Source organism: Maribacter spongiicola, from assembly GCF_052119685.1.
GTDB classification, from domain to species: Bacteria; Bacteroidota; Bacteroidia; order Flavobacteriales; family Flavobacteriaceae; genus Maribacter; species Maribacter spongiicola_A.
Window position 1 is genome coordinate 325,095 of record NZ_JBGQOO010000004.1, and the last position, 25,114, is coordinate 350,208.

Here is a 25,114-nt window from a genome sequence, read left to right on the forward strand (position 1 = left end):
ATGAAACATTAGCTTTTATTTAGCAAAAACGTGCTATTAAAAAATAGCACGTTTTCAAAACAACCTAACCAATAAATAATCAACATGTGATTATGCTTAAAATTCTTTCTCATAGCACTTTTTCATAACCACACTACAAATATACATTATGTTTAATCTTTTTCAATATTTCATAAACAAAAATATTTGTTAAACTTTTAAAGTCAGTAAACTGTCAGTTTGTCACAATAACCTATTGTGGTATTTTTTTTGACCAATAGCATCGAACAATCATTATTAATAATGGCCGCACTAACTGTGGCATAAAAAATATAAAAATGGCAACAGGTAAAATTAATGTGTCCGTAGACAACATTTTTCCACTCATCAAGAAGTTCTTGTACAGTGATCACGAAATTTTTCTAAGAGAGTTAATTTCGAATGCAACCGATGCAACCTTAAAAATGAAGCACTTGACCACTATTGGAGAGGCTAAGGTTGAATATGGCAACCCCATTATAGAGGTTAAAATCGATAAAGAAGGAAAGAAACTGCATGTCATTGACCAAGGTCTTGGTATGACTGAAGAAGAAGTTAAGAAGTATATTAATGAAGTGGCGTTTTCTGGTGCTGAAGAGTTTTTGAACAAATATGAGGACTCTGCTAAAGATTCAGGAATTATAGGTCATTTCGGACTTGGATTCTATTCTGCGTTTATGGTTGCCCATAAAGTAGAAATTATTACCAAGAGTTATAAAGATGAACCTGCCGTGCAATGGTCATGTGACGGTTCGCCTGAGTTTATAATGGAACCAGCTGAGAAAGAAACTCGTGGTACAGAAATCATTCTTCATATTGCAGATGATTCTACCGAGTTTTTAGAAAATGGTAAAATAGAAAGTTTACTTAGTAAGTATAACAAGTTTATGCCTATTCCGATTAAATTCGGAATGAGAACTGAAACCTTACCAAAACCTGAAGGAGCAAAAAAGGAAGATCCAGCACCTACACAAGAGGTTGATAATATTGTTAACAACCCTAACCCGGCATGGACAAAGCTACCTGCAGACTTAAAGCCAGAAGACTATAAAAGTTTTTACAGAGAGCTTTACCCTATGCAGTTCGAAGAGCCTTTATTCCATATTCATTTAAATGTAGATTATCCTTTTAACCTAACTGGTATTCTATATTTTCCAAAACTTTCTAACGATTTAAATCAGCAGAAAGATAAAATTCAACTGTACCAAAACCAGGTTTTCGTTACTGATAATGTTGAAGGTATTGTACCAGAATTCTTGACCATGTTACGTGGTGTTATCGATTCTCCAGATATTCCTTTGAATGTATCTCGTTCGTATCTACAGGCTGATGGTGCGGTGAAGAAAATATCTTCTTACATCACTAGAAAGGTAGCTGATAAAATGAACTCGTTGTTCAAAAATGATCGTGCCGAGTTTGAAGCGAAATGGAACGATATTAAAATTGTTATTGAATACGGAATGCTTTCTGAAGATAAATTCTTTGACAAAGCAGACAAGTTTGCCCTTTACCCAACAGTAGATGGTTCTTACTTTACATTTGAAGAGTTACAAGAGAAAATAAAAGATACACAAACAGATAAAGACGGAAAAACAGTTATTCTGTATGCATCTGACAAAGAAGCACAACACAGTTATATTGAAACTGCTAAATCTAAAGGTTATGAAGTATTGTTATTAGATTCGCCTATTATCGGTCACTTAATGCAGAAGCTAGAAAGTTCTAAAGAGAATATTTCTTTTGCTCGTGTAGATGCTGATCATATTGACAAATTAATTCAGAAAGAAGAAACTCAAATCTCTAAATTATCTGATGAGGAAAAAGAGACTTTGAAGAAAGAATTGGAAGAAGCGATTACAGATAAAAGCTTTACCGTTCAATTAGAAGCTATGGATAGCGATTCTTCCCCCTTCACAATTACAGAGCCTGAATTTATGCGTCGTATGAAAGAAATGCAACAGACCGGTGGTGGCGGTGGTATGTTCGGTATGGGTTCTATGCCAGACATGTATAACCTGATCGTAAACACAAATCACCCATTGGTAAGCGAGTTTTTAAATACAAAGACTGCGAAGAAAAAAGAGCGATTGATCAATCAATCACTTGACTTGGCGAAGTTATCTAAAGGGTTACTTAAAGGTAAAGCTTTAACCGAGTTTATTAAACGTAGCTACGAGATGGTAAAGTAATTTCCATTTCTTATAATTTTGAAAAAGCCACTACATTTTTTGTAGTGGCTTTTTTGTTAAATGTTGTTATCTTTCAGTTGAGAAACCATTGACCAAATGAAAAACGACTACCGTAGTAAAAAATTTAAAAAACTACTGGATAACCTACAGCAAGAAAGTTGGCAACTAGAGCTCATTATTTCTGGGTTTGCTATTTACGGGTTAATAGCTGGTTATGATTCTATAGAATTAGAATATTTAAAAGCTGCTCAAAAAGAAGAAGGTTTTACTCTTTTTTTATTGAACACACTTTTAACAAGTATGCTCATTTTAATAGGTGTTTTGTTAACCCACGTTATCATAAGAGGCTTATGGATTGGCGCTATTGGATTACGATATGTATCTGGAGATATTGAATATAGAAATTTAAACTACTCTGAGAAATTCACATCTTTATTAAAGAATAAAGTAGGGTCGTTTGATCATTATATTTCTAGACTTGAGAATATTTGTAGCACCTTATTTGCCTTAGCTTTCTTAATGATTTTCTATTTGATTTCATTTTTTATGGTTGTAGGTGTTTTGGCTGTGACTATAAGTTATCTTGAAATAATTGAATCTACTTCTGAAACGCTTTATAAATTTATAAAAGGGAGTTTCTTTTTTATATACGTATTTAGTATCATATTACTATTGATTGATTTTCTAGGTGCCGGTATTTTGAAGAAGTACAAATGGACATCAATAATATACTTTCCTATTTACAGGGTTTTTAGCTACATTACACTTTCGTTTTTATATAGACCTTTAGTATATAATTTCTTAGATCAGAAAAAAGCTCGCTGGATTGGTATATTAATAGTACCCACTTATTTTATTGTTTCATTTTTTTCTTCTGGTTTTGGTACATTACGATCTAACTACCTTGATCATGAACAAAGTACTTCACAACAATTTACAGGTAAAGAAAACTACGAAGACCTATTACTAGAGGATACCGATATGGTAAATTTTGCCTCAATACCCTCTAAAATTATTGAAAAATCTTATTTACCAATATTTATAAGCTACCATAATTATATGGAAGATGCTGTTTTTAAAAATGATTCTACACTTTTACCCGAAGAAGATGAAAGAGGCTTTGGCTTTCATTTATCTAACATGCAGTCGGCTTCAGGTTTAGTTAATTTTTACGTCACACCAGTAGGCAATTTTGAAATTCAATCTAAATATTTAAAAATATTCGATACTATTTTCGAACTTCAAATTGACTCAAAAAAACAAATTAACCATTTCAATTTGACTAAAAACAAACAAGACCAGTTTGGTTTTGAAACCATATTAGATTTAGGAGAGTTACCAAGAGGAAAACATTTTCTTAGAATTATTGGTCCGGACGAGAAGAAGAAAGGAGTTTTTGAAAAAGATACATTAATCACTATCCCCTTCTGGTATTTCCCAGAAAACAGTTCAACGTCAAATGTTCAAAACACAAGCATTCAACTAGATTCTATATCCTCGAATTAAGAAATACGCAAACCGTTGATGAAATATGAATATGACAGATATCAGCTTTGATAATTACGTTTTAAACAGTTTCATGGCTCGATTTTATAATAGTTACTTAAAGTTTAGATAAACCTTTTACTAGAAATACTAGTGCTTTTTTTATCTTCACCATATGAAGGTGATTTCAACAAACATAGGAGACGCAGTAACTTTTGAATGGAACGGTGAAAAAGAAAAAACTGGTATCTTTAAATACCCTACTTCTAAAAGTTTATTTTTAACTAAGAATGACGTTAAAGATGACACTGTTATTGATCGTGTGCACCATGGTGGCACCAACAAAGCTTGTTATCTATTTTCTGCCGACTACTATGATTATTGGAAAAACCTATACCCAGATTTAGAATGGGACTGGGGTATGTTCGGTGAAAACCTAACCGTAGAAGGTCTCGATGAGTCTAAAATTAGAGTTGGCGATATTTTCAAAATCGGTAAAGCTATTGTACAAGTATCTCAGCCACGTGAGCCTTGTTATAAATTAGGCATCCGTTTTGGCACACAAAAAATACTTAAAGAATTTATTGCCCATAATCACCCAGGCACCTACGTAAAAATACTGGAAGAAGGTCTTGTTTCTGCTGGTGATAAAATGATATTAGTTAAACAATCTAAAAATCCATTTACCTCTCAACAATTTTATGAACTAATGTTCGCAAAAGAAAAATCTAAAGACTTGCTCGAACTGTTCATGACCAACGAAGCTGTACCGCAATACAAAAAGGACAGGTTCAAGAAATACCTATAATATTTTAATATTCAATTCAATGAAAAAATTAATCATACTACTTGCCCTAACTATTGGGCTACATACGCAAGCTCAATTAAAAACGAATGCCGAGGTCACGACCAATCCCACCATTCACAATATTGGCTTCATCACACTATTGGCACATTATTATGAAGATGGATTAAAATTGAATCCCCTAAACGCCACTTTTCAAGGTAATAATAGTTATAATGACACCTTACCTAACTTTCTTTCAGACGATTATAATAAAGAGCTGAAAAACTATTATACCAGCTATTTAAAAAAAGCTGAAAAATTTGATAATGCTCAACTATCGGAAAGTGAGCTCATGTCTAAAGCTATTTTAAAATGGGAATGCGAAGTTAATTTAGAGGGACTCGCTTTCGAACAATATACTCCGATAGATCAAATGTGGTCGATGAATTTAATGATGGGACAGTTAGCAGGTGGCACAAGCGCGCAACCTTTTAAGACGACTGATGATTATATGAACTGGAGCAAACGTTTAGAAGATTATGAAGTTTGGTTACACTCCGCTAAATCTAAAATGCAAGCAGGTATTAAGGCTAAAAATGTTTTACCGAAATCTCTGATCAAAAAAGTATTACCTCAACTGGCCAGTGTTGCTGATACCAAACTTGAAGACAACTTATTCTACAGTCCCATTAAAAACTTCCCTGCTGATTTTTCAGATGCTGATAAGCAAAGATTAACTGAAGTTTATACAGCTGTGATTACCGATAAAATTATTCCGACATATAAGGAATTGCATGACTTTATGGCTACCGAATATTTAAATGCAGGTAGAGAAACTAGTGGAATACAGGGTATACAAAATGGTGATGCCTACTATGCTCATCAAATTAAGTTGTATACGACAACAAATATGACGGCATCAGAGATCCATGAAATAGGATTAAAAGAAGTCGCTAGAATTAGTGCTGAAATGGAAGCTGTTAAAAAACAGGTCGGATTCAAAGGTGACTTAAAAGCATTCTTTACAGAAGTACGTAACAAAAAAGAATTGATGCCTTTTAAAGATCCGCAAGAGGTAGTCGATAATTTCAACGCCATTCATAAAAGAATGATGCCAAAGGTTAATGCGCTGTTCAGCAAACAACCTAAAACCCCTTTCGAGGTAAGACGAACAGAGGCTTTTAGAGAAGCATCTGCTAGTGCGGAATATAACCCTGGTTCTTTAGACGGTACCAGACCTGGTATTTTTTATGTTCCTATACCAGATGTAACTTCATACAATACATATTCTGATGAAGATCTATTTTTGCATGAGGCTATCCCGGGTCACCACTTTCAAATTTCGCTTACCCAAGAAAATGAAGATTTACCGCAATTCAGAAAATCGTTATGGTACAGTGCGTATGGCGAAGGCTGGGCGTTGTATACCGAATCTTTAGGTAAAGAACTTGGTCTATATACCAATCCATATCAGTATTTCGGAATGTTGGGTGCTGAAATGCACCGAGCGGTTCGCTTAGTCGTAGACACCGGTTTGCATTCAAAAGGATGGTCGAGAGAAAAAGCGATTCAGTATTCTTTAGATAATGAAGCAGAGTCTGAAGCTGGTATTACTGCAGAAATTGAAAGATATATGGCCAACCCAGGTCAGGCATTATCATACAAAATTGGTCAGTTGAAAATTATGGAACTTCGCGCTAAGGCTAAAGATAATCTAGGTGATGATTTTGATATTAAAGTTTTTCACGAAAAAGTGCTTGAACTTGGTTGTGTACCATTAGCACTTCTTGAAGAACAAATTATGAATTGGATCAACGCGAACACCAAGGCGTAACTAGATAAAAATTTAACTATGACAGATGCCTGGCATTTATATCTAATGGCTGCAGTTTATATACTTGCAGGCATTATGCATTTTATAAAACCTAAAGTCTATTTAAGAATTATGCCAAGGTATTTACCTTATCATAAGCCGCTTGTTTTACTAAGTGGTCTAGCAGAAATAGTTTTGGGTATCGGTTTACTTTTTGAGCCTACAAGAACCATTGCTGTTTATGGTATCATAGCTATGCTAGTGGTATTCTTATTGGTACACTTTTACATGTTGTCTGGCGAAAAGGCAAGTGCAGGTTTCCCGAAGTGGTTGTTATTATTAAGGTTGCCATTACAATTTGGATTAATGTACTGGGCTTTCATGTATTTGAAAGTATAGAAAATAAAAAAGGGGACGCTCCCGTCCCCTTTTAAAATCAACTTAAATCAACTTAATTAACAACAAACTCTTCAGTATATGTTTTACCAGCAGACTTCACTGTTACCGTGTAAGTTCCTGGATAAGCATCTGTGAAATTGAATGCTTTCTCAACAATCATTTCATCTGTTACTTCTTGTGTAAATACTGTTCTACTTTCTGTATCGTAAATCTTGATAGACAAATCTGATTTATCTAAGTTTAAATAGTTCATGAAGATCATGTTATTGGTCTTTCTAAAGAAAGGCTTGATCTCTTCATCAGCTGCTACGATTTTCACATCATTGTTATCTAAAACAATTGTATATGAATATTCTTTCATATTATCATCGGCAGATAGATAGTAGATACCATCTGTCAAATCTTTAAGGTTTAATTTCTTGCTAAATTGACCCTCGGTCATTTTTTCTGAATAAATAACATTTAAATCAGAATCCATTAATTTAACCTGTACACCATTTATAGATGCATCCATTGTCAAAACCACACTCTTGGCTTTACCTGCAGATAATAGGTTCAATTTCGGCTCTCTTGCCATGCCTGCTACTGTAGCTAACATAAAGGCAACAACTGTTGTGAATTTTACTAGGTTTTTCATAATAAATTATTTTAAGGGTTAATGATAATTTACTCTGCAAACATACAGCCGTAATAATGCTCTCACTACATCATATTTTCCCTATTTATGTTCTATTTTAACCACTTAGCATAGTCAATCTTACCCATTGGTTAAGATTCAACATATTTTAGTTAATTTTGCAAAGAACATACAAAACAAGATGTTTAATTTTATAGTATAAACCCAAAATACCATGGTAAAGCAAAAACCTACATTTGAAGCCATAAAGCCAGATTTCGGACATTCTTTTACATATCAGAAATTTGATGAACATAGATTGAACAAAAATAATCTGTGGCATTACCACCCTGAACTTGAACTGGTGTATGTCAACGGAGGATCTGGTAAAAGACAAATTGGTAGTCATATATCTTACTATACCAACGGCGACCTTATATTAATAGGTAGTAATCTACCTCATTGTGGATTTACAGATGCCCTAACCGGTAATACTAGCGAAACTGTAATTCAGATGAAGTTGGAATTCTTAGGACCTGATTTCTTTAATCTTCCTGAAATGAAGAAAATAGCAAGCTTATTTAATAGCGCTAGTGGCGGAATTGCCTTTTCTGGGAAGACAAAACGAAAAATAGGAGATAAAATGGAAGTTTTGGAATATCAGACCGATTTTCAAAGGCTACTTTCGATCCTTAATATATTGAATGAATTAGGGAATTCAGAAGATATGCGATTGTTGAATGCAGAAGGATTTTCTTTCACTACCGATGTGAAAGATAACGACCGTATTAATATCGTATTCAATCACGTCAAAAATAACTTTAAAGAAGAACTGACACTAGAAGAGATATCTTCTATGGTGAGTATGACCATACCTTCTTTTTGTAGGTACTTTAAAAAAATTACGAATAAAACATATATTCAGTTCGTTAACGAATATCGATTGGTGCATGCCTCTAAACTTTTGGCAGAAAAACCAATGAGCATTACAGAGGTATGTTTTGAATGCGGATTCAACAACTTCTCTCACTTCAACAAATCGTTCAAAGCATTTACCGGTCAAAATCCGTCAGAATACCGCAATGAGCTAAAAAATGTTTTGGTGTAAAAGTTATACCTTATATAGTATTTAAATTTTAAAGCTTCTAGATAGTGTATCAATCTACCCATTTAGAAGCTTTTTCGTTGCTCTATTCTTTTAGAGTTATAAAAAAATCTTAACTATTCTTTACAATTTATAATCATGTAGTACCTTTATACCGCTATGATTAAAGAATTTACAGAAAGAGAATTAGACCGTATTATAGAAATGGCTTGGGAAGACCGTACGCCATTCGAAGCCATTACTTTTCAATTCGGTATCAGCGAACAAGAGACTATTGAAGTCATGCGTCGCGAAATGAAACCAAGTAGTTTTAGAATGTGGCGAAAACGCGTTCAAGGTCGAGCTACAAAGCATGCTAAATTAAGGTCTGATGAAACGGACCGTTTTAGATGCTCTAGACAGCGAAGTATTAGTGGTAATAAAATATCTAAACGATAATTATTTAAACGTTTCGTTTAAAACTGCAGCTAGGCGAACACCACCTTTTTGCAATTGGTCTGCAACGGTATCCCACCAATCATAACTGTATCGGTAGCTTAATTTTTCGCCAGTTTCTACCGAGGCATAAACTTTCTCTGCCAATAAATGAGATTCTTCTACCCAATCAAGCAAACTTCCGCTCTGTAGAAAACTGATTTGTTGTTTCGACATTTCTGGATATTCGGTTGAAAGTTCTGTAAAACTCATACCGTTATCATCGATCAAATTAGAATCCCACACCCTATGTAAATTGGTACCACTACCAAACCATTGTAATTGTATATCGTTACCGCCTTTATCTTCTTCTCTACCTACATGCATAGGTTGATGCAAATCTCCAATTAAATGAACCAAGAATTTTAAATAGAACGCTTTGTCCTCTTTACTACTATTTTCGTCTTTTATGATTTCAATACACGTATTTACCCCTTGTACCAAATCGCCATATTCGTTCTTCTCGATTTCTGCATAAGTCTTACCAAAAGGTATATTCACATAATGCCAAGCACTGAACTTTCGATACGCTTTAGCAGATTTTATTTCGTCACCAAAATTTGCTACCGAAGCCAAACTTTCACCCCCTAATAACTCGGCAATAGCGCGTTTAGCCTTTTTGCTTAAATGCTGCTCGGCAACCTCACCAACCACTCTATGACCAGTTTTTGACCAATACATATCATTCGCAAAGGTGAAATTCGTTACCAAAAACAATAAAATAATACAATTCTTCATCACTAAAATTTTATCCAAAAATAGTACAACAAATTTTAAGGTATTGTTAAAACTTGGTAAGATTAAATTTATATCTGAACTTGCACAAATGAAGAAGAAGACGAGAAAATCAGTAAAACGAAAACGAGGTATCCTAAAAATTATTGGCTTAGGTATTCTTGGGCTTTTTGGGTTATTTCTACTTTTTATCGGCAGTGTAAATTTAGGCTTATGGGGTAGCATACCCTCAAAAAAAGAACTCTCGAACTTTCAATATCAAATGGCATCTGAAGTCTACACTGCAGATAGTGTGCTTATTGGGAAGTATTATTTGTATGACAGACAGCCCGTTGCTTACAGCGATTTTCCTGAGGTATTAAAACAGGCCTTAATTTCTATTGAAGATGAACGGTTTTATGAACATGATGGTGTTGACCTTAGAAGTTTAATTCGAGTAGGTTTTAAAACCGTGCTTTTGGGCGATAATTCTTCCGGTGGTGGTAGCACGCTTACGCAACAGTTAGCCAAAAATCTCTACCCTAGAAAAGAGCGCAATAAAACCAATATCGTTGTTGACAAGGTTAAAGAAATGATCATTGCCAAAAGGTTAGAGAACATTTTCACGAAAGACCAAATTCTTACCAACTACCTAAACACCGTTTCTTTTGGTGATAACACCTTTGGGATCGAGAGTGCTGCTTTAAAATTCTTCAATACACAGACTAAAGATCTCAATGCCACACAAGCATCAACCCTTGTAGGCATGCTAAAAGCTACTTATGGCTACAACCCAAGAATATTTCCTGAGAAAAGTCTGGGCAGGCGTAATTTGGTACTACGTGCCATGTACAATAACAACTTTATTTCAGAGGAACAGGTGACACAATTTTCTCAAGAAAAGCTACAACTTGATTATAGAGAGTTTGATTACAATGCAGGAATCGCACCCTATTTCAGGGAAGAGGTTCGTAAAGAAATGCTACGTTGGATTGCGGAACAAAATGATGATACCGATTATAATATCTATACATCGGGATTAAAAATTTACACGACCCTAAATTACAAAATGCAAAAATTGGCTGAAGAGGTGATGACAGAACACATGACCGATCTGCAAAATAGTTTTGAAAAAAGTTATGGTTCTAACGCGCCTTGGTTTAAAGATAAAAAGTTGATGGAAAAAATAGCCAAGCGAACATCAACGTATAAAAGTTTACAGAAATCGGGCTTGTCTCATGAGCAGATTATCGATAGCTTATCAAATGACAAGCAGCCAAGAGTATTCAATTCTTGGGACGGCGATAAAGAAATAACCGCAACTACAATGGATAGTATTCAGCATTATACCAAATTCTTAAACACTGGTTCTTTGGCTGTAGATCCTACAAATGGAGATATTCTAGTTTGGGTGGGGGGTATTAATTTTAAACAGTATAAATATGACCATATTTCGCAAAGTAAGCGCCAAGTTGGTTCTACATTTAAACCTATTGTATACACAACTGCTGTTGAACAAGGTGTTTCACCTTGTACTTATTTTTCTGCCGAAGAAATTGAATATGACAATCTAAAAGGTTGGTCTCCTTCAAATTCTGGTACTAAAGATGAAGCGTACCTCAACTATTCTATGGAAGAAGGGCTGAGCAACTCTATCAACACCATCGCCGTAAAAGTGCTGGAGCAAGCCGGTATCGGTAATGTTTTAGATATGGCAAAAAGCATGGGTATTGAAGATAAATTACCCAATGAAGCTTCTATAGCTTTAGGTACCGGAGAAATTAAAATTATAGATTTGGCTCAAGCTTATACCAGTTATGCCAATAATGGAAACCATATAAAACCTTATTTAATTAAAAGTATTACCAATCATAAAGACTCCGTTTTGGTTGAATTTAAGTCCGAATTGAACGAAAAAGCCGCTTTTTCTAAAGAAACGAGTCAAATAATGATTGAAATGATGAAATCTACAATTAATGATGGTACAGCTTCTAGACTAAGAAGTACATACGGACTCAAAAATGACATTGCCGGTAAAACCGGTACTACCCAAAATAATAAAGATGCTTGGTTTGTTGCCCTGACTCCGAAACTGGTTCATATTACTTGGGTGGGTCTTGACCAACATGAAATCGGATTCAGCAATACAAGTATCGGGCAAGGTGCAAATGCGGCTCTACCCCTATTCGGACTATGGATGCAAGAGTTGAACAAAGACAAAGATTTTGATAAATTCACAAAAACTAGTTTTGAAAAACCTTCCGCTTCCGTATTAGAATCATTGAATTGTGACCCCGTAAAACGCGACGGATTTTTTAAGCGTCTCTTTAAAAATCCGAATAAAAAGAAGAACAAAAAATTTAACGGATAATCGATTTTTTACTCAATTTTAGCCTCTAACATGATTTGTATTGTATATTTTGATATATTTATGATATCATTTTAATATCACATATTATGAAAGTAGAGAAAATTCACAAAGCACAGAATGGCTACATAATGCTTTTTGTTGTCGTAGCCCTTTTAATTGGAGGTGTTGCACTTCTAAGAATCTATGTTGGCGCATTTATGATTTTTGCCGCATTATTTATGTGTGCTGGGTTTATACTGGTAAATCCCAATAGCTCAAGAGTTTTACTGCTATTTGGCAAATACATGGGTACGATCAAAGAGAACGGACTTTTTTGGGCGAATCCACTATACACCAAAAAAAGAATTTCATTACGCGCTAGTAATTTTGATAGCGAGCGGTTAAAGGTAAATGACAAACTTGGTAACCCAATTATGATCAGTACCATACTTGTTTGGCGCGTAACCAACACCTACAAAGCTGCTTTCGATGTTGATGATTATCAAAATTTTGTACGTGTACAGACCGATGCTGCCGTGCGTAAACTGGCGAGTATGTACCCTTACGATAATTTTGCCGATGAAGGTCTTGACGAAGATATTACCTTAAGATCTAGTGTAAACGAAGTAAGCGAGGCATTAGAGCAAGAGTTGCAAGAACGCCTTTCTATGGCAGGTTTAGAAGTGTTAGAAGCGCGTATAGGCTATTTGGCATATGCACAAGAGATAGCAAACGCCATGTTAAAAAGACAACAAGCTACAGCCATAGTCGCTGCGAGACATAAAATTGTAGAAGGTGCCGTTAGTATGGTAGAAATGGCTTTAGAAGAATTGAGTAAAAAGAATCTGGTAAATCTAGATGATGAAAGAAAATCTGCCATGGTAAGTAACCTAATGGTCGTACTATGTTCAGATAAAGATGTTTCACCTATTGTTAATGCAGGATCTTTAAATCATTAATATGCGAATCTTCAACGAAACTCAGCGTTTTACACAATGGTGGCTTCTATTGATAAACATATCTTCGCTAATTTTGATATTATATAGTTGTTATAAATGGTTTGTTTTGGAGGATGCTGTAGGTAATGTTGCGGTAGATGACCGAGTAGGTCAAACGATATTCATACTAGTAATTGCCCTTGTAATACCGCTGATATATGTGTTTAATTTAAAAACTACTATCGACGAAATCGGTATACACTATCAATTTATACCTATAAATTTTTCAAAAAAGATAATTAGGTGGCATGAAATAGAAAAATGCTTTGTACGCACATACAGTCCCATTCGAGAATATGGTGGTTGGGGCTACCGCGGTCTATCAGGCAAGAATAAAGCTCTAAATATAAAAGGCAACAAAGGCATACAACTTGTATTAAAAAACGGTGATAAATTACTAATTGGCACTCAAAAAGAAAATGATGCTAAAATGGTAATAGAACGGTATTTCAAAATTACAAATGAGTAAGAAAAAACCTTTTGCACTACGTGTTAACGAAGAAATGCTGCAGGCAATTGAAAAATGGGCTGCAGATGAGTTTCGTAGTACCAATGGGCAAATTGAGTGGATCTTAATGAAAGCATTAAAAGAGGCCAAAAGAGAACCCAAATCAAATAAACCTAAATGAGTTTGGCATTTATTTAACAAAACAAAATCTTAAATTTGGTCAACTGCCAAACTATGACCAAAATGATCAAATACTTAGGTACCCTCGTACTTATACTTTTCTGTTTTTCTTTACAAGCACAGTCTTCGAATAAGTCATTCGTTGTAAAAGAGACAAATTCAAAAATTACGCCTGACGGAATTCTAGATGAACCTGGCTGGGAAACTGCTGAACAGGCAGATCAGTTTTGGCAATACTTCCCATTAGACACGGTTCAATCGAAAAAACAAACCGAAATAATAATGCTATATGATAATGACAACCTCTATGTAGGCATTACCATATATACTGCCGGTAACGATTATTCCATTCAATCTTTAAAACGAGATTTTAGAGCTGGTAACAGTGATAATATTACCTTACTTTTCGACACATTTAATGATGGTAACAATGCTTTTCTCTTTGGTATTAACCCTTATGGCGTTCGTCGTGAAGGTCTAGTTTCTGGTGGCGGACTTAATCTAAACGGTTTTACCATTTCCTGGGATGTAAAGTGGCGCGGAGATTCTAAAATTTATGACGGTTATTATACATCTGAAATGGTTATCCCATTAACCGCATTTAAATTTAAAGAAGGGGAAACCAAATGGCGCTTCAATAGCTATAGATTTGACACCCAATCTAACGAAAATAGTACGTGGATGAATATTCCACAAAATCAGAATATATACGGACTCACCTTTATGGGCGATATGATTTTTGAGAAACCTTTAGGTAAATATCGTACTCCCCTAGCTATTATTCCCTATGTAAATCTAGGGTCGCAAAAAGACTTTGAGCTCAATGAATCTAATACCAAGTTAAATGTCGGTGGCGATGCAAAAATCGCCATTGGTAATAGTATGAATTTAGATGTAACGATAAACCCAGATTTTTCTCAAGTAGAGGTTGATGACCAGGTAACCAACTTAACCCGTTTTGAGGTTTCGCTACCCGAGAAAAGACAATTTTTTATAGATAACAGCGATTTATTCGGCAGTTTCGGGGGTGGTAGAGATGCAAATCCGTTTTTCTCTAGACGTATTGGTATTGCCAAAGATACTGCTGACAATGCTATTGAGAATAAAATTATTGGTGGTGTTCGTTTAAGTGGTAAAGTAACTCAAGGACTTAGATTAGGCTTTCTAAACCTGCAGACAGAAGAGGACATAGACCAAAATATAGCGTCTAACAATAACACCATGTTAGCGCTGCAACAAAATGTATTCGGGCGTTCTAACATTGGCATGTTCTTTATCAATAGGCAAACTTTTGAAGATTATGAATTTCAAGATCCCGATGACCGCTATAATAGAGTTGCAGGTATAGACTACAACCTTATTTCAGACAATAATGTATGGAACGGTAAATTCTATTTACATAAATCTTTTGCCCACAATGCCGGGAAATCAAATCTTTCATCGGGTGCATTTATGCAGTATAATTCTAGAAACTGGAACTTTTTTGAAGATATAGTTTATATAGGCGAAGATTTTAGATCAGATCTAGGCTTTATTCGTAGAACTGATATTTTTAAAACGGCAACTATGGTCGAGCGCGTATTCTGGCCAGAAGATAGCGCCCTTCAAAGTCATAGTTTTCAATTTTTCCCTGTTATGACCTGGAGCCCTGAGAATGATTTTCTTCATACAGATTATGATTTAAATGGTGCGTGGGAATCGAAATTTAACGACCAATCAGAAATCAATGTTTCCTACACACATTCATACACCTATCTGTTTGACGAGTTTGACCCTACTAATTTAGATGATGCCATACCATTACCAAATGAAGTAGGCTACCATTATAATTTTGTTTCATTAGAATATCAATCTGATAGTAGAAAAAGATTAGCATATTCTGTAGAACCTACCATAGGTAGCTTTTATAATGGTGACAGGTTCTCTCTTAGTGCAGAAATGTCTTTAAGATTTCAGCCAAAGGTGTTTTTATCACTTGCAATGAACTATGATAAGATATCGCTACCAGAACCCTATTCTAGTACCGATATTTGGCTTATTAGTCCTAAAATTGACGTTACCTTTAGTAAATCTATTTTTTGGTCAACACTAGTACAATATAGCAATCAAAGAGATAATTTAGGTTTCAACTCTAGACTTCAATGGCGTTTTGCTCCTTTGTCTGATTTGTTTATCGTTTATAACGATAATTACTTTGTCAACTCTTTCGAACCTAAATATCGTTCTATAAATTTAAAGCTCACCTACTGGTTAAATATTTAAAATGAAGTATAAAATTCTGTGTTCAGATTTAGACGGCACCTTACTTTCTACTAAAAGTGATGTTTCTAAAAATGCAATTGAACAAATTGGTAAAATAAAAAATAATACTAAAATCATACTTGTTTCTGCAAGAATGCCAAGTGGAATGCGATATATACAAGATGATTTAGGTATTGTAAATCAACCTATAATTTGTTACAATGGAGCTCTAGTTCTATCCGGAAACAAAGAACTTATTTCAGTATTTATCCCTATCGATATTTTAAATTCGATTTACGAGCTGTGTGCAGATTTAGAAGCTGATTTAGGATTATACTTCAATAATGAATGGTATGTACCCCAAACTTCTTTACGAGTAGAAAAAGAAACCAAATACACGAAATCTACCCCAGTATTTCAAGATACCAAGCAAACATTACAAAATTGGAAAGAGCGTAAAATCGGTGCTCACAAAATCATGTTGATGTGCACTAAAACCAGTGCGGATACATTGATGCCTATTCTACAAGCAAAACTCGGAGAAGCTCTAAATCTGTACCGTTCTAATGATACACTTATTGAAATTGCTCCAAAATCGGTTTCTAAACTTTCGGCGATAAAATTACTCATGGCAAATCATGAATCTCTAGAAGATATTATCGCCTTTGGCGATAATTATAATGATATTGAAATGCTTGAAAATGTTGGTTTTGGCGTTGCCGTTGCCAATGCGAGAGACGAAGTAAAAGCGATTTCCAATTATATTACATTAGAGAATACAGAAGACGGAGTAGCCCATTATATAGCCAATAACTTGGTTAATTAACTATATTTGAAATTCGCAACTTACCAATAATTTATGCCTGATCTTATTACACAACCTTTAATTACAAACGATACCGTAGTCTTCGGGCTATTGGCGCTTTGCCTTGGTTTCATCTTTTACACATCAAGTTTAAAAACCGGATTATGGAGTAAGTTTTACTCCGTAGTTCCAGCGGTACTTATGTGCTATTTGCTACCAGCTATTTTGACCAGCACAGGTATTGTTTCTGACGAAATTTCAAGTTTGTACTTTATGGCAAGTAGGTATTTACTGCCTGCAGCGCTTGTTCTTATGACGCTAAGCATAGATTTAAAAGCAATTTCCAATTTAGGGTCTAAAGCAATTATTATGTTTTTAACTGGTAGCGTAGGTATCATTATTGGCGGACCAATTGCTATTCTTATTGTCTCTATATTTTCCCCAGATACCGTTGGTGGTAATGATTTTGATGCTATTTGGAGGGGTTTATCCACAATTGCAGGTAGTTGGATCGGTGGTGGTGCCAACCAAGCTGCCATGCTAGAAATTTTTCAGTACAATCCAGAAAAATATGGTGGTATGGTATTAATTGATATTGTAGTTGCAAATGTGTGGATGGCTATCGTTCTTTTAGGTGTTGGTAAAACCAAACAGATTGACAAATGGCTAAAAGCGGATACTTCTGCTATTGAAACCTTGAAATTAAAGGTGACAGAGTTTACCGATAAAATTACTCGGGTGCCCACCTTACGCGATTATATGATTATGTTGTCATTAGCCTTTACCGCGGTTGGTTTAGCACATTTTTTCGGAGACCATATCAGTACTTATTTGGAAAGTAATTTTGATGCCATTAGCGATAAAAAAAGTTTTCTTTCGTTCTTAGGATCTGCTTTCTTTTGGATGGTGGTTATTGCTACCTGTCTAGGAATAGCGCTGTCATTTACCAAAGCTAAAAATTATGAAGGTGCGGGTGCCAGTAAAATTGGTGGACTGTTTATTTATATATTGGTAGCTACAATTGGTATGAAAATGGACTTAGGAAAAGTACTTGAAAACCCAGGATTGATTGCTATTGGTTTTATTTGGATTGCCATTCATGCCGGATTAATGATTTTGGTTGCCAAACTCATAAGAGCTCCCTATTTCTTTTTAGCAGTAGGTAGCCAGGCGAATGTTGGCGGTGCCGCTTCCGCACCTGTGGTCGCTGCTGAGTTTCACCCATCATTGACTTCTGTAGGTGTGCTTTTGGCTGTTTTAGGTTATGTAGTGGGTACCGGTGGTGCATTGCTCTGTGCCTATTTAATGGAGGTTGCATCTTCGTTATAACGATTCATATTTAATAACAAAATTAAGGTTGGCGTTCTTTATTATTAAATTTTATAGATATTTGCGACCTAAATAAATAGAATGAAGAAATTATTATTTGTTGTTACTGCATTACTAGCATTAGGTTCATGCGGCGATAACCCAGAGGAGACCATGACTGTGAACGGTAAAATAAAAGGACTTAAAAAAGGAACGCTTTATTTACAGCATGTACCAGACTCCGTTTTAATTACTGTTGATTCCGTTGCTATTAACGGGGATGGAAATTTTTCTTTTAAAACGGAATTAATGAGTCCTGAGGTATTCTATCTTTATCTTGATAAAAAAGATAATAATACTATTAACGACCGTATAACTTTCTTTGCTGAACCAGGTATCATTACAATTAATACAGATTGGAATACTTTCGACACCACTGCAAAAATCACAGGTTCTGAAACTCAAGAAAAGTTAGAAGAATATAGACAAACCATGTCTGCTATTAACAAAAGAAACATTGAGATAATGATGAAGGCCGCCCAGCCAGAGAATGAACTTAGTCAAATAAGCATCGATTCATTAGAGAACATTAGCAATAGAAATACGCAAAGAGGATATGCGTTCGCCATTAACTTCGCCCTGAACAACAAATCGTCGTTTATAGCGCCTTACATTGCTTTAAAAGAAATACCAGATGCCAACAACAAATACTTAGATTCTATATACAGTGTACTTTCACCAGAGGTTGCTAAATCGAAATATGGTAAAGAATTGGCTACACTTTTGAAAAAGAATTAAATAGATCAAACTAATATATTATAATAAAAAAGCATCCTAATATTTTAGGATGCTTTTTTATTTGAACGAAGAGGTAAACTACACTAAGTTATTAAGGTCTTCAACCAATTTAGTTGCTTTTGTTTCCAAATCTTTTCTTACATCTTTGAAATGTGCTTTTTTGTTCTCAACATCGTTTTTGTTGACTTTAGCAACTAATTCATCAAAAGATGAAATTGCCTCATCTATAATAGCGGTGCCTTCTTTTGAATGCTTAGTTCCATTAGCAGCTTCAACTATATAAACACCTTCTATAATGTCACCAAGAACATTATTAATATCTTTCTTTAAATTTTTAATACTTGCCATCTCTAATTATATTTTTTGCAAAAGTACAATTTTTGAACTTCCGTATGGTTAATTAGTCCTTAAATAGTAACTTCTAATAGTTTAGCCCCTGTAGACTGTAATTTTATTTTTTGCGTAGATGCTGGTAACAGCGCTGTTTCTCCACTTTTAATTGAAACTTCACCTTCAGCAGTATTAATCTTAACTTCACCACCAACACACATAAAAATGGTGAACGAATCTCTTTGTGTAGTGTCTAAATCTAAATTCTCTGTAAGCTCTATGAAGTTGGTTTTGAAATAAGGACAATCTACCATGGTATTCACCTCATTCTTCTTATGACCGTAAGCGACTTTAAAATCGTCTTTCTTTTCATAATCAACAGCATCTAGTGCTAGTTCTGTATGTAACTCACGAAGATTACCATCTTTATCCTTTCTATTAAAATCGAAAACGCGATACGTAACATCAGATGTTTGTTGAATTTCTGCCAACATTACCCCTGCCCCAATAGCATGAATTTTACCTGTATTAATGAAGAAAGTATCTCCTTCTTTAACTTCCTCATAATTAAGAAGATCAAGCAAAGTATCATTAGCAATACTTTCAGCGTATTCTTCTTTGGTAACATCTTTGTTAAAGCCAACAATTAATTCTGCTTTAGGATCTGCATCCATAATATACCACATCTCAGTTTTACCGAAAGAATCATGACGATCTTTAGCCAAGGCATCATTTGGGTGCAATTGAATGGACAAATCTTGTTTGGCGTCAATAAACTTTATAAGTATAGGAAATTCTTTTCCGAAGCGCTCTACAACACTTTTACCTAAAAGCTCTTCTGCATTCGTGTCTATAAGATCTTGAAGTGACTTGCCTGTTAAACTGCCATTGGCCACAACAGAAATATCACCTTTAACCGTAGACAACTCCCAACTTTCGCCAGTAATATCACTTTCTATAGGTTTACCAAAAACTTCTTTAAGCTTGGTACCGCCCCAAAGTCTTTCTTTTAAAATTGGTCTAAATTTCAGAGGATGTATCATTGTATGTTTTATTTGTTGGTCAATTAAATCAGGTTTATAACGTTTTTTAAAGATTTTTCTTACATTTTAATGTTTGAATTATCCAGAGAACGTTACAAAATTTCTAGGTGTTTCATATAATACCACTTCTAAATCATGTGATTTTTGAATATGTGGTCTTAACTTTTGCCAAATGATTACTGAAATATTTTCAGCTGTTGGGTTTAACGTTTTAAACTCGGGTACTTCAATATTTAAATTCTTATGGTCTAAATAGTCTTCAATCTCTACTTTGATCAGATCTTTTAACACCTTCATATCCATAACAAAACCGGTTTCAGCATCTATCTCACCAGTAACGCTTACAATTAACTCATAATTGTGACCGTGGAAATTTGGGTTGTTACATTTTCCGAAAATTTCGGTGTTTTTGCTGTCACCCCAATCTTTTCTATATAAACGATGGGCTGCGTTAAAATGTGCCTTTCTACTTACTTTTACTTTCATTATTTCGCTGGCATTTTAAATAAGTGTTCGTAAAATTTATCAAAGATAATCTTAAACCATGCTGTGTATTCCTGAGAATTACTGGCGATGTCTTCTTTTATAGCTTCAGGCGACATCCATTTCCATGCCTCTACTTCATCAGGATTAATTTTTGGTTCTGCACTAAAACTACCGATCATTACATGATCTAGTTCATGCTCGGTTAAACCATTATCAAAAGGAGCTTTATATATGAAGGAAAATAATTCTTTTAACTCTGACACAAACCCCATTTCTTCTTGAAGTCTACGTTTCCCTGCTTCAATATTAGATTCACCTACACGCTGATGACTACAACAAGTATTTGTCCATAATAATGGAGAATGATATTTAGATGCCGCTCGTTGTTGCAGCATAATTTCACCCTTGTCATTTGTAATAAATACTGAGAATGCCCTATGTAAAACTGCCTTTTCATGAGCTTCCATCTTAGCCATAGTGCCTATTTGCTCGTTATTTTCGTTTACGAGAATTACTTGTTCTTCCTTCATTACGTAAAAATAAGGCGTTTTACGTATTATACGTAATGATGAATATATAAAAAGAAAAATCTAAAAGAAACGTGGAGATTTTAAGTTGTTCTTGGTCATAATGAAATCGTATCTAAAAATTATTTCGAACGATCCATCATTGAAAGCAGTATTACCAAGGTCTGTAGTTTCCTTATCATACGCTAAACCGATTAAGAATTTATTTGATACATTGAAACCTGCCATACCACTAAATGCAGCATCCCATCTGTAGGCCGCTCCTAAAATAAACTTTTCGTTAAACATAAAGTTTGCCGATAAATCTACTTGTAAGGGTGCTCCCTGCACTACCTTGGTTAGCAATGCCGGTTTAAACTTTACAGACTCATTTAGATCCCAAACATAACCCGTTATCAAATAAAGGTTCATTTGTTCTTTAGCCGTAGAAAGGTTGGTTTCTTGAAAATGCGATGTTTCTAAAAATCGAGGTACAGATAAACCTGCATAGAATCTTTCGGTATGATAATATACTCCAGCCCCAATATTAGGTGATAGTCTATTGTCAATATCTTGTTGTAAAGTAGGATCTGTTGTGTACTGGTTTAATTCTGAAAACCTAACATCTAACAAGTTAGCACTAGCTTTTAATCCGAAACTTAATCTACCTTCAGTTGAAGTATAAACAGTATAAGAAAAATCAATATCAAAATTAGTTTCTGAAGTTGGGCCTATCTCATCATTTACAATCGATAAACCTAAACCTACTCCCCTATACCCAATTGGTGAGTGGGCATTAATAGTCTGTGTAGTTGGCGCACCATCTAAACCTACCCATTGAGAACGATGTAGAGCACCAATACTAATATGCCCTCTAGAACCCGCGTATGCAGGGTTTACACTTATGGTATTATACATGTACTGCGTGTACTGCGCATCTTGCTGACCATAAGAAAATACTCCAAAACAAACTGCCACTACTGCGACAGCTCGTTTTAGAAAATTCTTTTTAAGTATGGTTATATATGTTTTCAACATTCTTATTATCTATTTATATATATGTAACCAGACAGGGTTTCTGTTTCTCCGTTCGGTAATTCATAATCTAGAATATAGAAATATGTACCTACTGGTAATTTACTGTCCATGTCAACGGTTACCCTACCTTCAGATGTTCCATCAAAGACATTGCCTTCTGTATCATATGCTTTTGTCATATACACCGCTACACCCCATCTGTTATAGATTTTCAATGTATTGTTAGGGTAATTCTGTAAGCCGTCTATTCTTAGAATATCATGAATGCCATCGCCATTAGGTGTAATAACGTTGAAAACTTCTATTTCTTCTTCTAGCTGACCTAAATCTGAATCTAAATAGTTTGGTATACCGTCGTCGTCAGAATCATCATCAACGTAATCTCCATTAAGGTTGACGTCTTCATCACGAGTTTCTATACCATCATCGTCATCATCGGTATCCCTGTAATCAGATTCCTCATCACCATCGGTATTTGGAAGCTGCGCGTAAGGATCATCAATTTCATCATTGACGTCAATATCAACTGAAATAGCACCTTCATATCCGTCATCAAGTCCATCATTATCTTTATCAGACCCTATTCTTACTACATCTGCTATACCATCATGATTATAGTCATGAGCTTCGATTGCATCTAACACATTATCGTTATCACTATCCTCATCTAAATAATCAGGTAGGTTATCACCGTCAGTATCCACAGGGAATATTCCAGTTAAACCATTTATTTCATACGCATCATCTAACCCGTTGGTATTCGCGTCGATCCCTGAAGGTGGAATATAATCTGCCGTCGCTTGAGCTTCAACATTATCTGGAATACCATCGCCGTCAGCATCGATATCTAAGTAATCTGGGAAGCCGTCACCATCAGAATCTGTTGGGTCGGTAGACGGGTCATTATCGCCATCTAAGTTCAAATCTTCAAAACTATCAACGATGCCATCATCATCACTATCCATATCAACACCTAACGGATTAATAAGAATTGTTATGGTCGATGTGCTACAATTACCTACTGTATCACACACCGTATAATCAAAAGTATCTGTGCCTAAATAATTATTGTTAGGGAAGTATGTTGGAATATCATCGGATGGATCATTTGGTGTACCATTATCATCAACAGTTACCGAGCCATTGGTTGGTTGCGTTACGCTAAACGTACCACCTGTAGGTAAATCGTTATCATTTATTTGCCATGTATCAATAGCTGTAATTGCATTGATATCTATAGCAATAGAATCATCGTTAGTATCTAATATTGGTAATACCTCTATTGTAACCGTAGCTGTACTACAATCTCCGTAGGCATTGCAAATCGTATAATCGAAAGTGTCTGTACCATTGAAATCTACATCTGGAGTATAGGTTACTATATCATCCATAGGATTGTTTGGTGTACCACCATCATCGATTGTTACCGTACCATTTGCTGGATCTGTGGTTGTCAAAGCACCTACATCTGGTAAATCGGCATCATTACTATAGATATCTATAATAACCGGTACATCTTCGTCTGTTGTTACTACATCATCTTCTAAATCTGCTGCTTCAGGTAAACACACCACCGTGAAATTTGGTAGACTAAACGTATTACCTGCTTTGGTTACCAGTGCAGTATATTTTACTACAGCATCGGTTGCTATGACCATTGGGCTTAATTGATCACCTGGTAATGGCGGACTCCAACTTACCGAAGCTGTGCTTGGTACGTTAGTTGTAATATCCATAGTTACTTCATTGTCTGGATTATTACAGTCTGTTACAATAAAATACCCTGTTGCATTAGAACCACATAAGGTACCATCATAAGTAGCAAAGTAAATACCTGGTTGTGTGACTTCGTAAAAAGAATCTGTACCAAGTACCGTTGCCGTGGCTGAAGCTTCATACCAACGAAAGTTATTTTGATCACTATCTGTTGGTGCCTGAAGTAAAAACTGGGCATTAGATACCAACACTCCCAGTACCGTAGTAACAATACTGAGAAATATGGTTTTATATATATGCGTTTTTTTCAAATCGATTTGGGATCTATGCTTAATTAAGCTAATTATTTGGCTACGAATACTACATTAATCAATGTATTATAATCCGTTGGTGCAGCAATAACATCATACTGCATGATACCCGCTGCGCTTACTGTAACGTTTGCAAAAACAGTATCATCAAAATAAGTAACATAGTAGTATAATTCTGTATTTGCATACGTTGGTATTGCCGTAGGAGCACCTACGCTACTAACTGCAGGAGTACCATACTGGCTAATATATTCTGCATGTAAATCTATTGTTCTGCCTGTACCAGTTGTTGCCACATCTACCTCTATCGATGGTGGATAGAAAATATCAGGTCTTGTATTGGCAATTAAATACGGATCAGCTGATGTACCTGTACCAGAAACACTAATATCTGTGTCTGGCGCAGCTTCTACAATCGTTTCAGCACCGTTTGCTGTTGGTACAGATAAATTATAATTAATATCTGTTTGAGTCACTGTTACCGAACCATCAGTAGATGTTATTGTCTGTATTTCATTATTAGAATTGTTATCATTATCAGCAATAGAAACTGTACCACCACCATTAGACAAAGTTATATTTGTACCTGACTTAGATAGTGTTTGAAGCTCGTTTGATGCATTTGAATCGGCATCATTTACATTTAAAGTAATAGCATTACCTCCTGTAATTGATATTTGGCCAGCAGCACCAGTTGTTGCCAATGTTTGATCATCCGTTGCCGGATCACCTGCAGGACCTGTTGCTCCTGTATCGCCTTTTGGACCTACCGCTCCAGTATCACCTGTATCGCCTTTTGGACCTACCGCTCCTGTATCACCTGTATCTCCCTTTGGACCTACCGCTCCAGTATCGCCTGTATCTCCTTTTGGACCTACCGCTCCTGTATCGCCTGTATCTCCTTTTGGACCTACCGCTCCTGTATCGCCTGTATCTCCTTTTGGACCTGTTGCTCC

The 25,114-nt window shown here is 35.3% G+C and carries 23 protein-coding genes and 1 pseudogene; 15 read left to right on the top strand and 9 right to left on the bottom strand.

Translation table 11 applies throughout. The features are described 5' to 3' along the window. The first annotated feature begins 317 nt into the window (after window positions 1-317). From htpG to ACEN2N_RS09585, 5 genes are all read left to right on the top strand, one after another. On the top strand, window positions 318-2,207 hold the full coding sequence (gene htpG, locus ACEN2N_RS09565; RefSeq protein WP_441824112.1) for a molecular chaperone HtpG: 1,890 nt from the start codon (window positions 318-320) through the stop codon (window positions 2,205-2,207). 96 nt (window positions 2,208-2,303) lie between these two features. Continuing rightward, window positions 2,304-3,713 (top strand): hypothetical protein, encoded by a 1,410-nt coding sequence (locus ACEN2N_RS09570; protein WP_441824113.1) that lies wholly within the window; start codon window positions 2,304-2,306, stop codon window positions 3,711-3,713. 154 nt (window positions 3,714-3,867) lie between these two features. Beyond that, a complete protein-coding gene (locus ACEN2N_RS09575; RefSeq protein WP_441824114.1) occupies window positions 3,868-4,500 on the top strand; it encodes an MOSC domain-containing protein in 633 nt (210 codons plus the stop codon). A 19-nt stretch (window positions 4,501-4,519) separates the two neighbouring features. Then, window positions 4,520-6,313 carry a DUF885 domain-containing protein gene (locus ACEN2N_RS09580; RefSeq protein WP_441824115.1) on the top strand — a complete coding sequence of 598 codons (1,794 nt, stop codon included), beginning with the start codon at window positions 4,520-4,522 and terminating at the stop codon, window positions 6,311-6,313. 18 nt (window positions 6,314-6,331) lie between these two features. Beyond that, window positions 6,332-6,691 carry a DoxX family protein gene (locus ACEN2N_RS09585; RefSeq protein WP_424001750.1) on the top strand — a complete coding sequence of 120 codons (360 nt, stop codon included), beginning with the start codon at window positions 6,332-6,334 and terminating at the stop codon, window positions 6,689-6,691. A gap of 52 nt (window positions 6,692-6,743) precedes the next feature. Here ACEN2N_RS09585 and ACEN2N_RS09590 read toward each other — a convergent pair whose 3' ends face one another. Further along, window positions 6,744-7,328, bottom strand: coding sequence for a hypothetical protein (locus ACEN2N_RS09590; protein WP_441824116.1), 585 nt, complete (start codon window positions 7,326-7,328; stop codon window positions 6,744-6,746). Window positions 7,329-7,542: 214 nt separating this feature from the next. Here ACEN2N_RS09590 and ACEN2N_RS09595 point away from each other — a divergent pair, with 214 nt between their 5' ends. Continuing rightward, the gene (locus ACEN2N_RS09595; RefSeq protein ID WP_133688966.1) at window positions 7,543-8,415 is read left to right on the top strand and encodes an AraC family transcriptional regulator; all 873 of its coding nucleotides are present in this window, start codon (window positions 7,543-7,545) and stop codon (window positions 8,413-8,415) included. A 156-nt stretch (window positions 8,416-8,571) separates the two neighbouring features. Next, the gene (locus ACEN2N_RS09600) at window positions 8,572-8,850 is read left to right on the top strand and encodes a TIGR03643 family protein (protein WP_441824117.1); all 279 of its coding nucleotides are present in this window, start codon (window positions 8,572-8,574) and stop codon (window positions 8,848-8,850) included. On the opposite strand, the gene ACEN2N_RS09605 is transcribed toward ACEN2N_RS09600, so the two are convergent. Then, the gene (locus ACEN2N_RS09605; RefSeq protein WP_441824118.1) at window positions 8,851-9,624 is read right to left on the bottom strand and encodes a S1/P1 nuclease; all 774 of its coding nucleotides are present in this window, start codon (window positions 9,622-9,624) and stop codon (window positions 8,851-8,853) included. It lies immediately after the preceding gene. 88 nt (window positions 9,625-9,712) lie between these two features. On the opposite strand from ACEN2N_RS09605, the gene ACEN2N_RS09610 reads away from it, so the two are divergent. The 8 genes from ACEN2N_RS09610 to ACEN2N_RS09645 all read left to right on the top strand — a co-directional run bounded on the left by ACEN2N_RS09610 (window position 9,713) and on the right by ACEN2N_RS09645 (window position 18,728). After that, window positions 9,713-11,971: a transglycosylase domain-containing protein gene (locus ACEN2N_RS09610; protein ID WP_441824119.1), complete on the top strand. Its 2,259-nt coding sequence runs from the start codon at window positions 9,713-9,715 to the stop codon at window positions 11,969-11,971. Window positions 11,972-12,057: 86 nt separating this feature from the next. Next, a complete protein-coding gene (locus ACEN2N_RS09615; RefSeq protein WP_441824120.1) occupies window positions 12,058-12,909 on the top strand; it encodes an SPFH domain-containing protein in 852 nt (283 codons plus the stop codon). Between the two features lies 1 nt (window position 12,910). Beyond that, a complete protein-coding gene (locus tag ACEN2N_RS09620; protein ID WP_441824121.1) occupies window positions 12,911-13,417 on the top strand; it encodes a hypothetical protein in 507 nt (168 codons plus the stop codon). Beyond that, window positions 13,410-13,577, top strand: a complete 168-nt coding sequence (locus ACEN2N_RS09625; RefSeq protein ID WP_073245861.1) for an Arc family DNA-binding protein — start codon at window positions 13,410-13,412, stop codon at window positions 13,575-13,577. Before ACEN2N_RS09620 ends, ACEN2N_RS09625 begins: the two co-directional genes overlap by 8 nt. 62 nt (window positions 13,578-13,639) lie before the next feature. Further along, a complete protein-coding gene (locus tag ACEN2N_RS09630; RefSeq protein WP_441824122.1) occupies window positions 13,640-15,838 on the top strand; it encodes a DUF5916 domain-containing protein in 2,199 nt (732 codons plus the stop codon). A gap of 1 nt (window position 15,839) precedes the next feature. Continuing rightward, window positions 15,840-16,643: a Cof-type HAD-IIB family hydrolase gene (locus ACEN2N_RS09635; RefSeq protein WP_441824123.1), complete on the top strand. Its 804-nt coding sequence runs from the start codon at window positions 15,840-15,842 to the stop codon at window positions 16,641-16,643. Window positions 16,644-16,676: 33 nt separating this feature from the next. Then, window positions 16,677-17,951, top strand: a complete 1,275-nt coding sequence (locus ACEN2N_RS09640; protein WP_441824124.1) for a DUF819 family protein — start codon at window positions 16,677-16,679, stop codon at window positions 17,949-17,951. 81 nt (window positions 17,952-18,032) lie between these two features. Further along, window positions 18,033-18,728 carry a DUF4369 domain-containing protein gene (locus ACEN2N_RS09645; RefSeq protein WP_441824125.1) on the top strand — a complete coding sequence of 232 codons (696 nt, stop codon included), beginning with the start codon at window positions 18,033-18,035 and terminating at the stop codon, window positions 18,726-18,728. Between the two features lie 78 nt (window positions 18,729-18,806). Here the strand turns inward: ACEN2N_RS09645 and ACEN2N_RS09650 are convergent, their stop codons facing one another. The 7 genes and pseudogenes from ACEN2N_RS09650 to ACEN2N_RS09680 form a co-directional block, all read right to left on the bottom strand. Next, window positions 18,807-19,076 (bottom strand): hypothetical protein, encoded by a 270-nt coding sequence (locus ACEN2N_RS09650; protein WP_441824126.1) that lies wholly within the window; start codon window positions 19,074-19,076, stop codon window positions 18,807-18,809. Between the two features lie 59 nt (window positions 19,077-19,135). Further along, entirely contained in the window at window positions 19,136-20,098 is a 963-nt protein-coding gene (locus tag ACEN2N_RS09655; RefSeq protein ID WP_441824135.1) for a type I phosphomannose isomerase catalytic subunit, read from the bottom strand. Window positions 20,099-20,179: 81 nt separating this feature from the next. Next, window positions 20,180-20,587: a 6-pyruvoyl trahydropterin synthase family protein gene (locus ACEN2N_RS09660; protein ID WP_441824127.1), complete on the bottom strand. Its 408-nt coding sequence runs from the start codon at window positions 20,585-20,587 to the stop codon at window positions 20,180-20,182. Next, window positions 20,587-21,117, bottom strand: coding sequence for an isopentenyl-diphosphate Delta-isomerase (gene idi / locus ACEN2N_RS09665; RefSeq protein WP_441824128.1), 531 nt, complete (start codon window positions 21,115-21,117; stop codon window positions 20,587-20,589). The genes ACEN2N_RS09660 and idi overlap by 1 nt, the downstream gene beginning before the upstream one ends. A 60-nt stretch (window positions 21,118-21,177) precedes the next feature. Next, on the bottom strand, window positions 21,178-22,131 hold the full coding sequence (locus ACEN2N_RS09670) for a PorP/SprF family type IX secretion system membrane protein (RefSeq protein ID WP_441824129.1): 954 nt from the start codon (window positions 22,129-22,131) through the stop codon (window positions 21,178-21,180). Window positions 22,132-22,136: 5 nt separating this feature from the next. After that, entirely contained in the window at window positions 22,137-24,158 is a 2,022-nt protein-coding gene (locus ACEN2N_RS09675; RefSeq protein WP_441824130.1) for a gliding motility-associated C-terminal domain-containing protein, read from the bottom strand. A 32-nt stretch (window positions 24,159-24,190) separates the two neighbouring features. Next, window positions 24,191-25,114 (bottom strand): annotated as a pseudogene (locus ACEN2N_RS09680) (hypothetical protein); the annotation flags it as partial.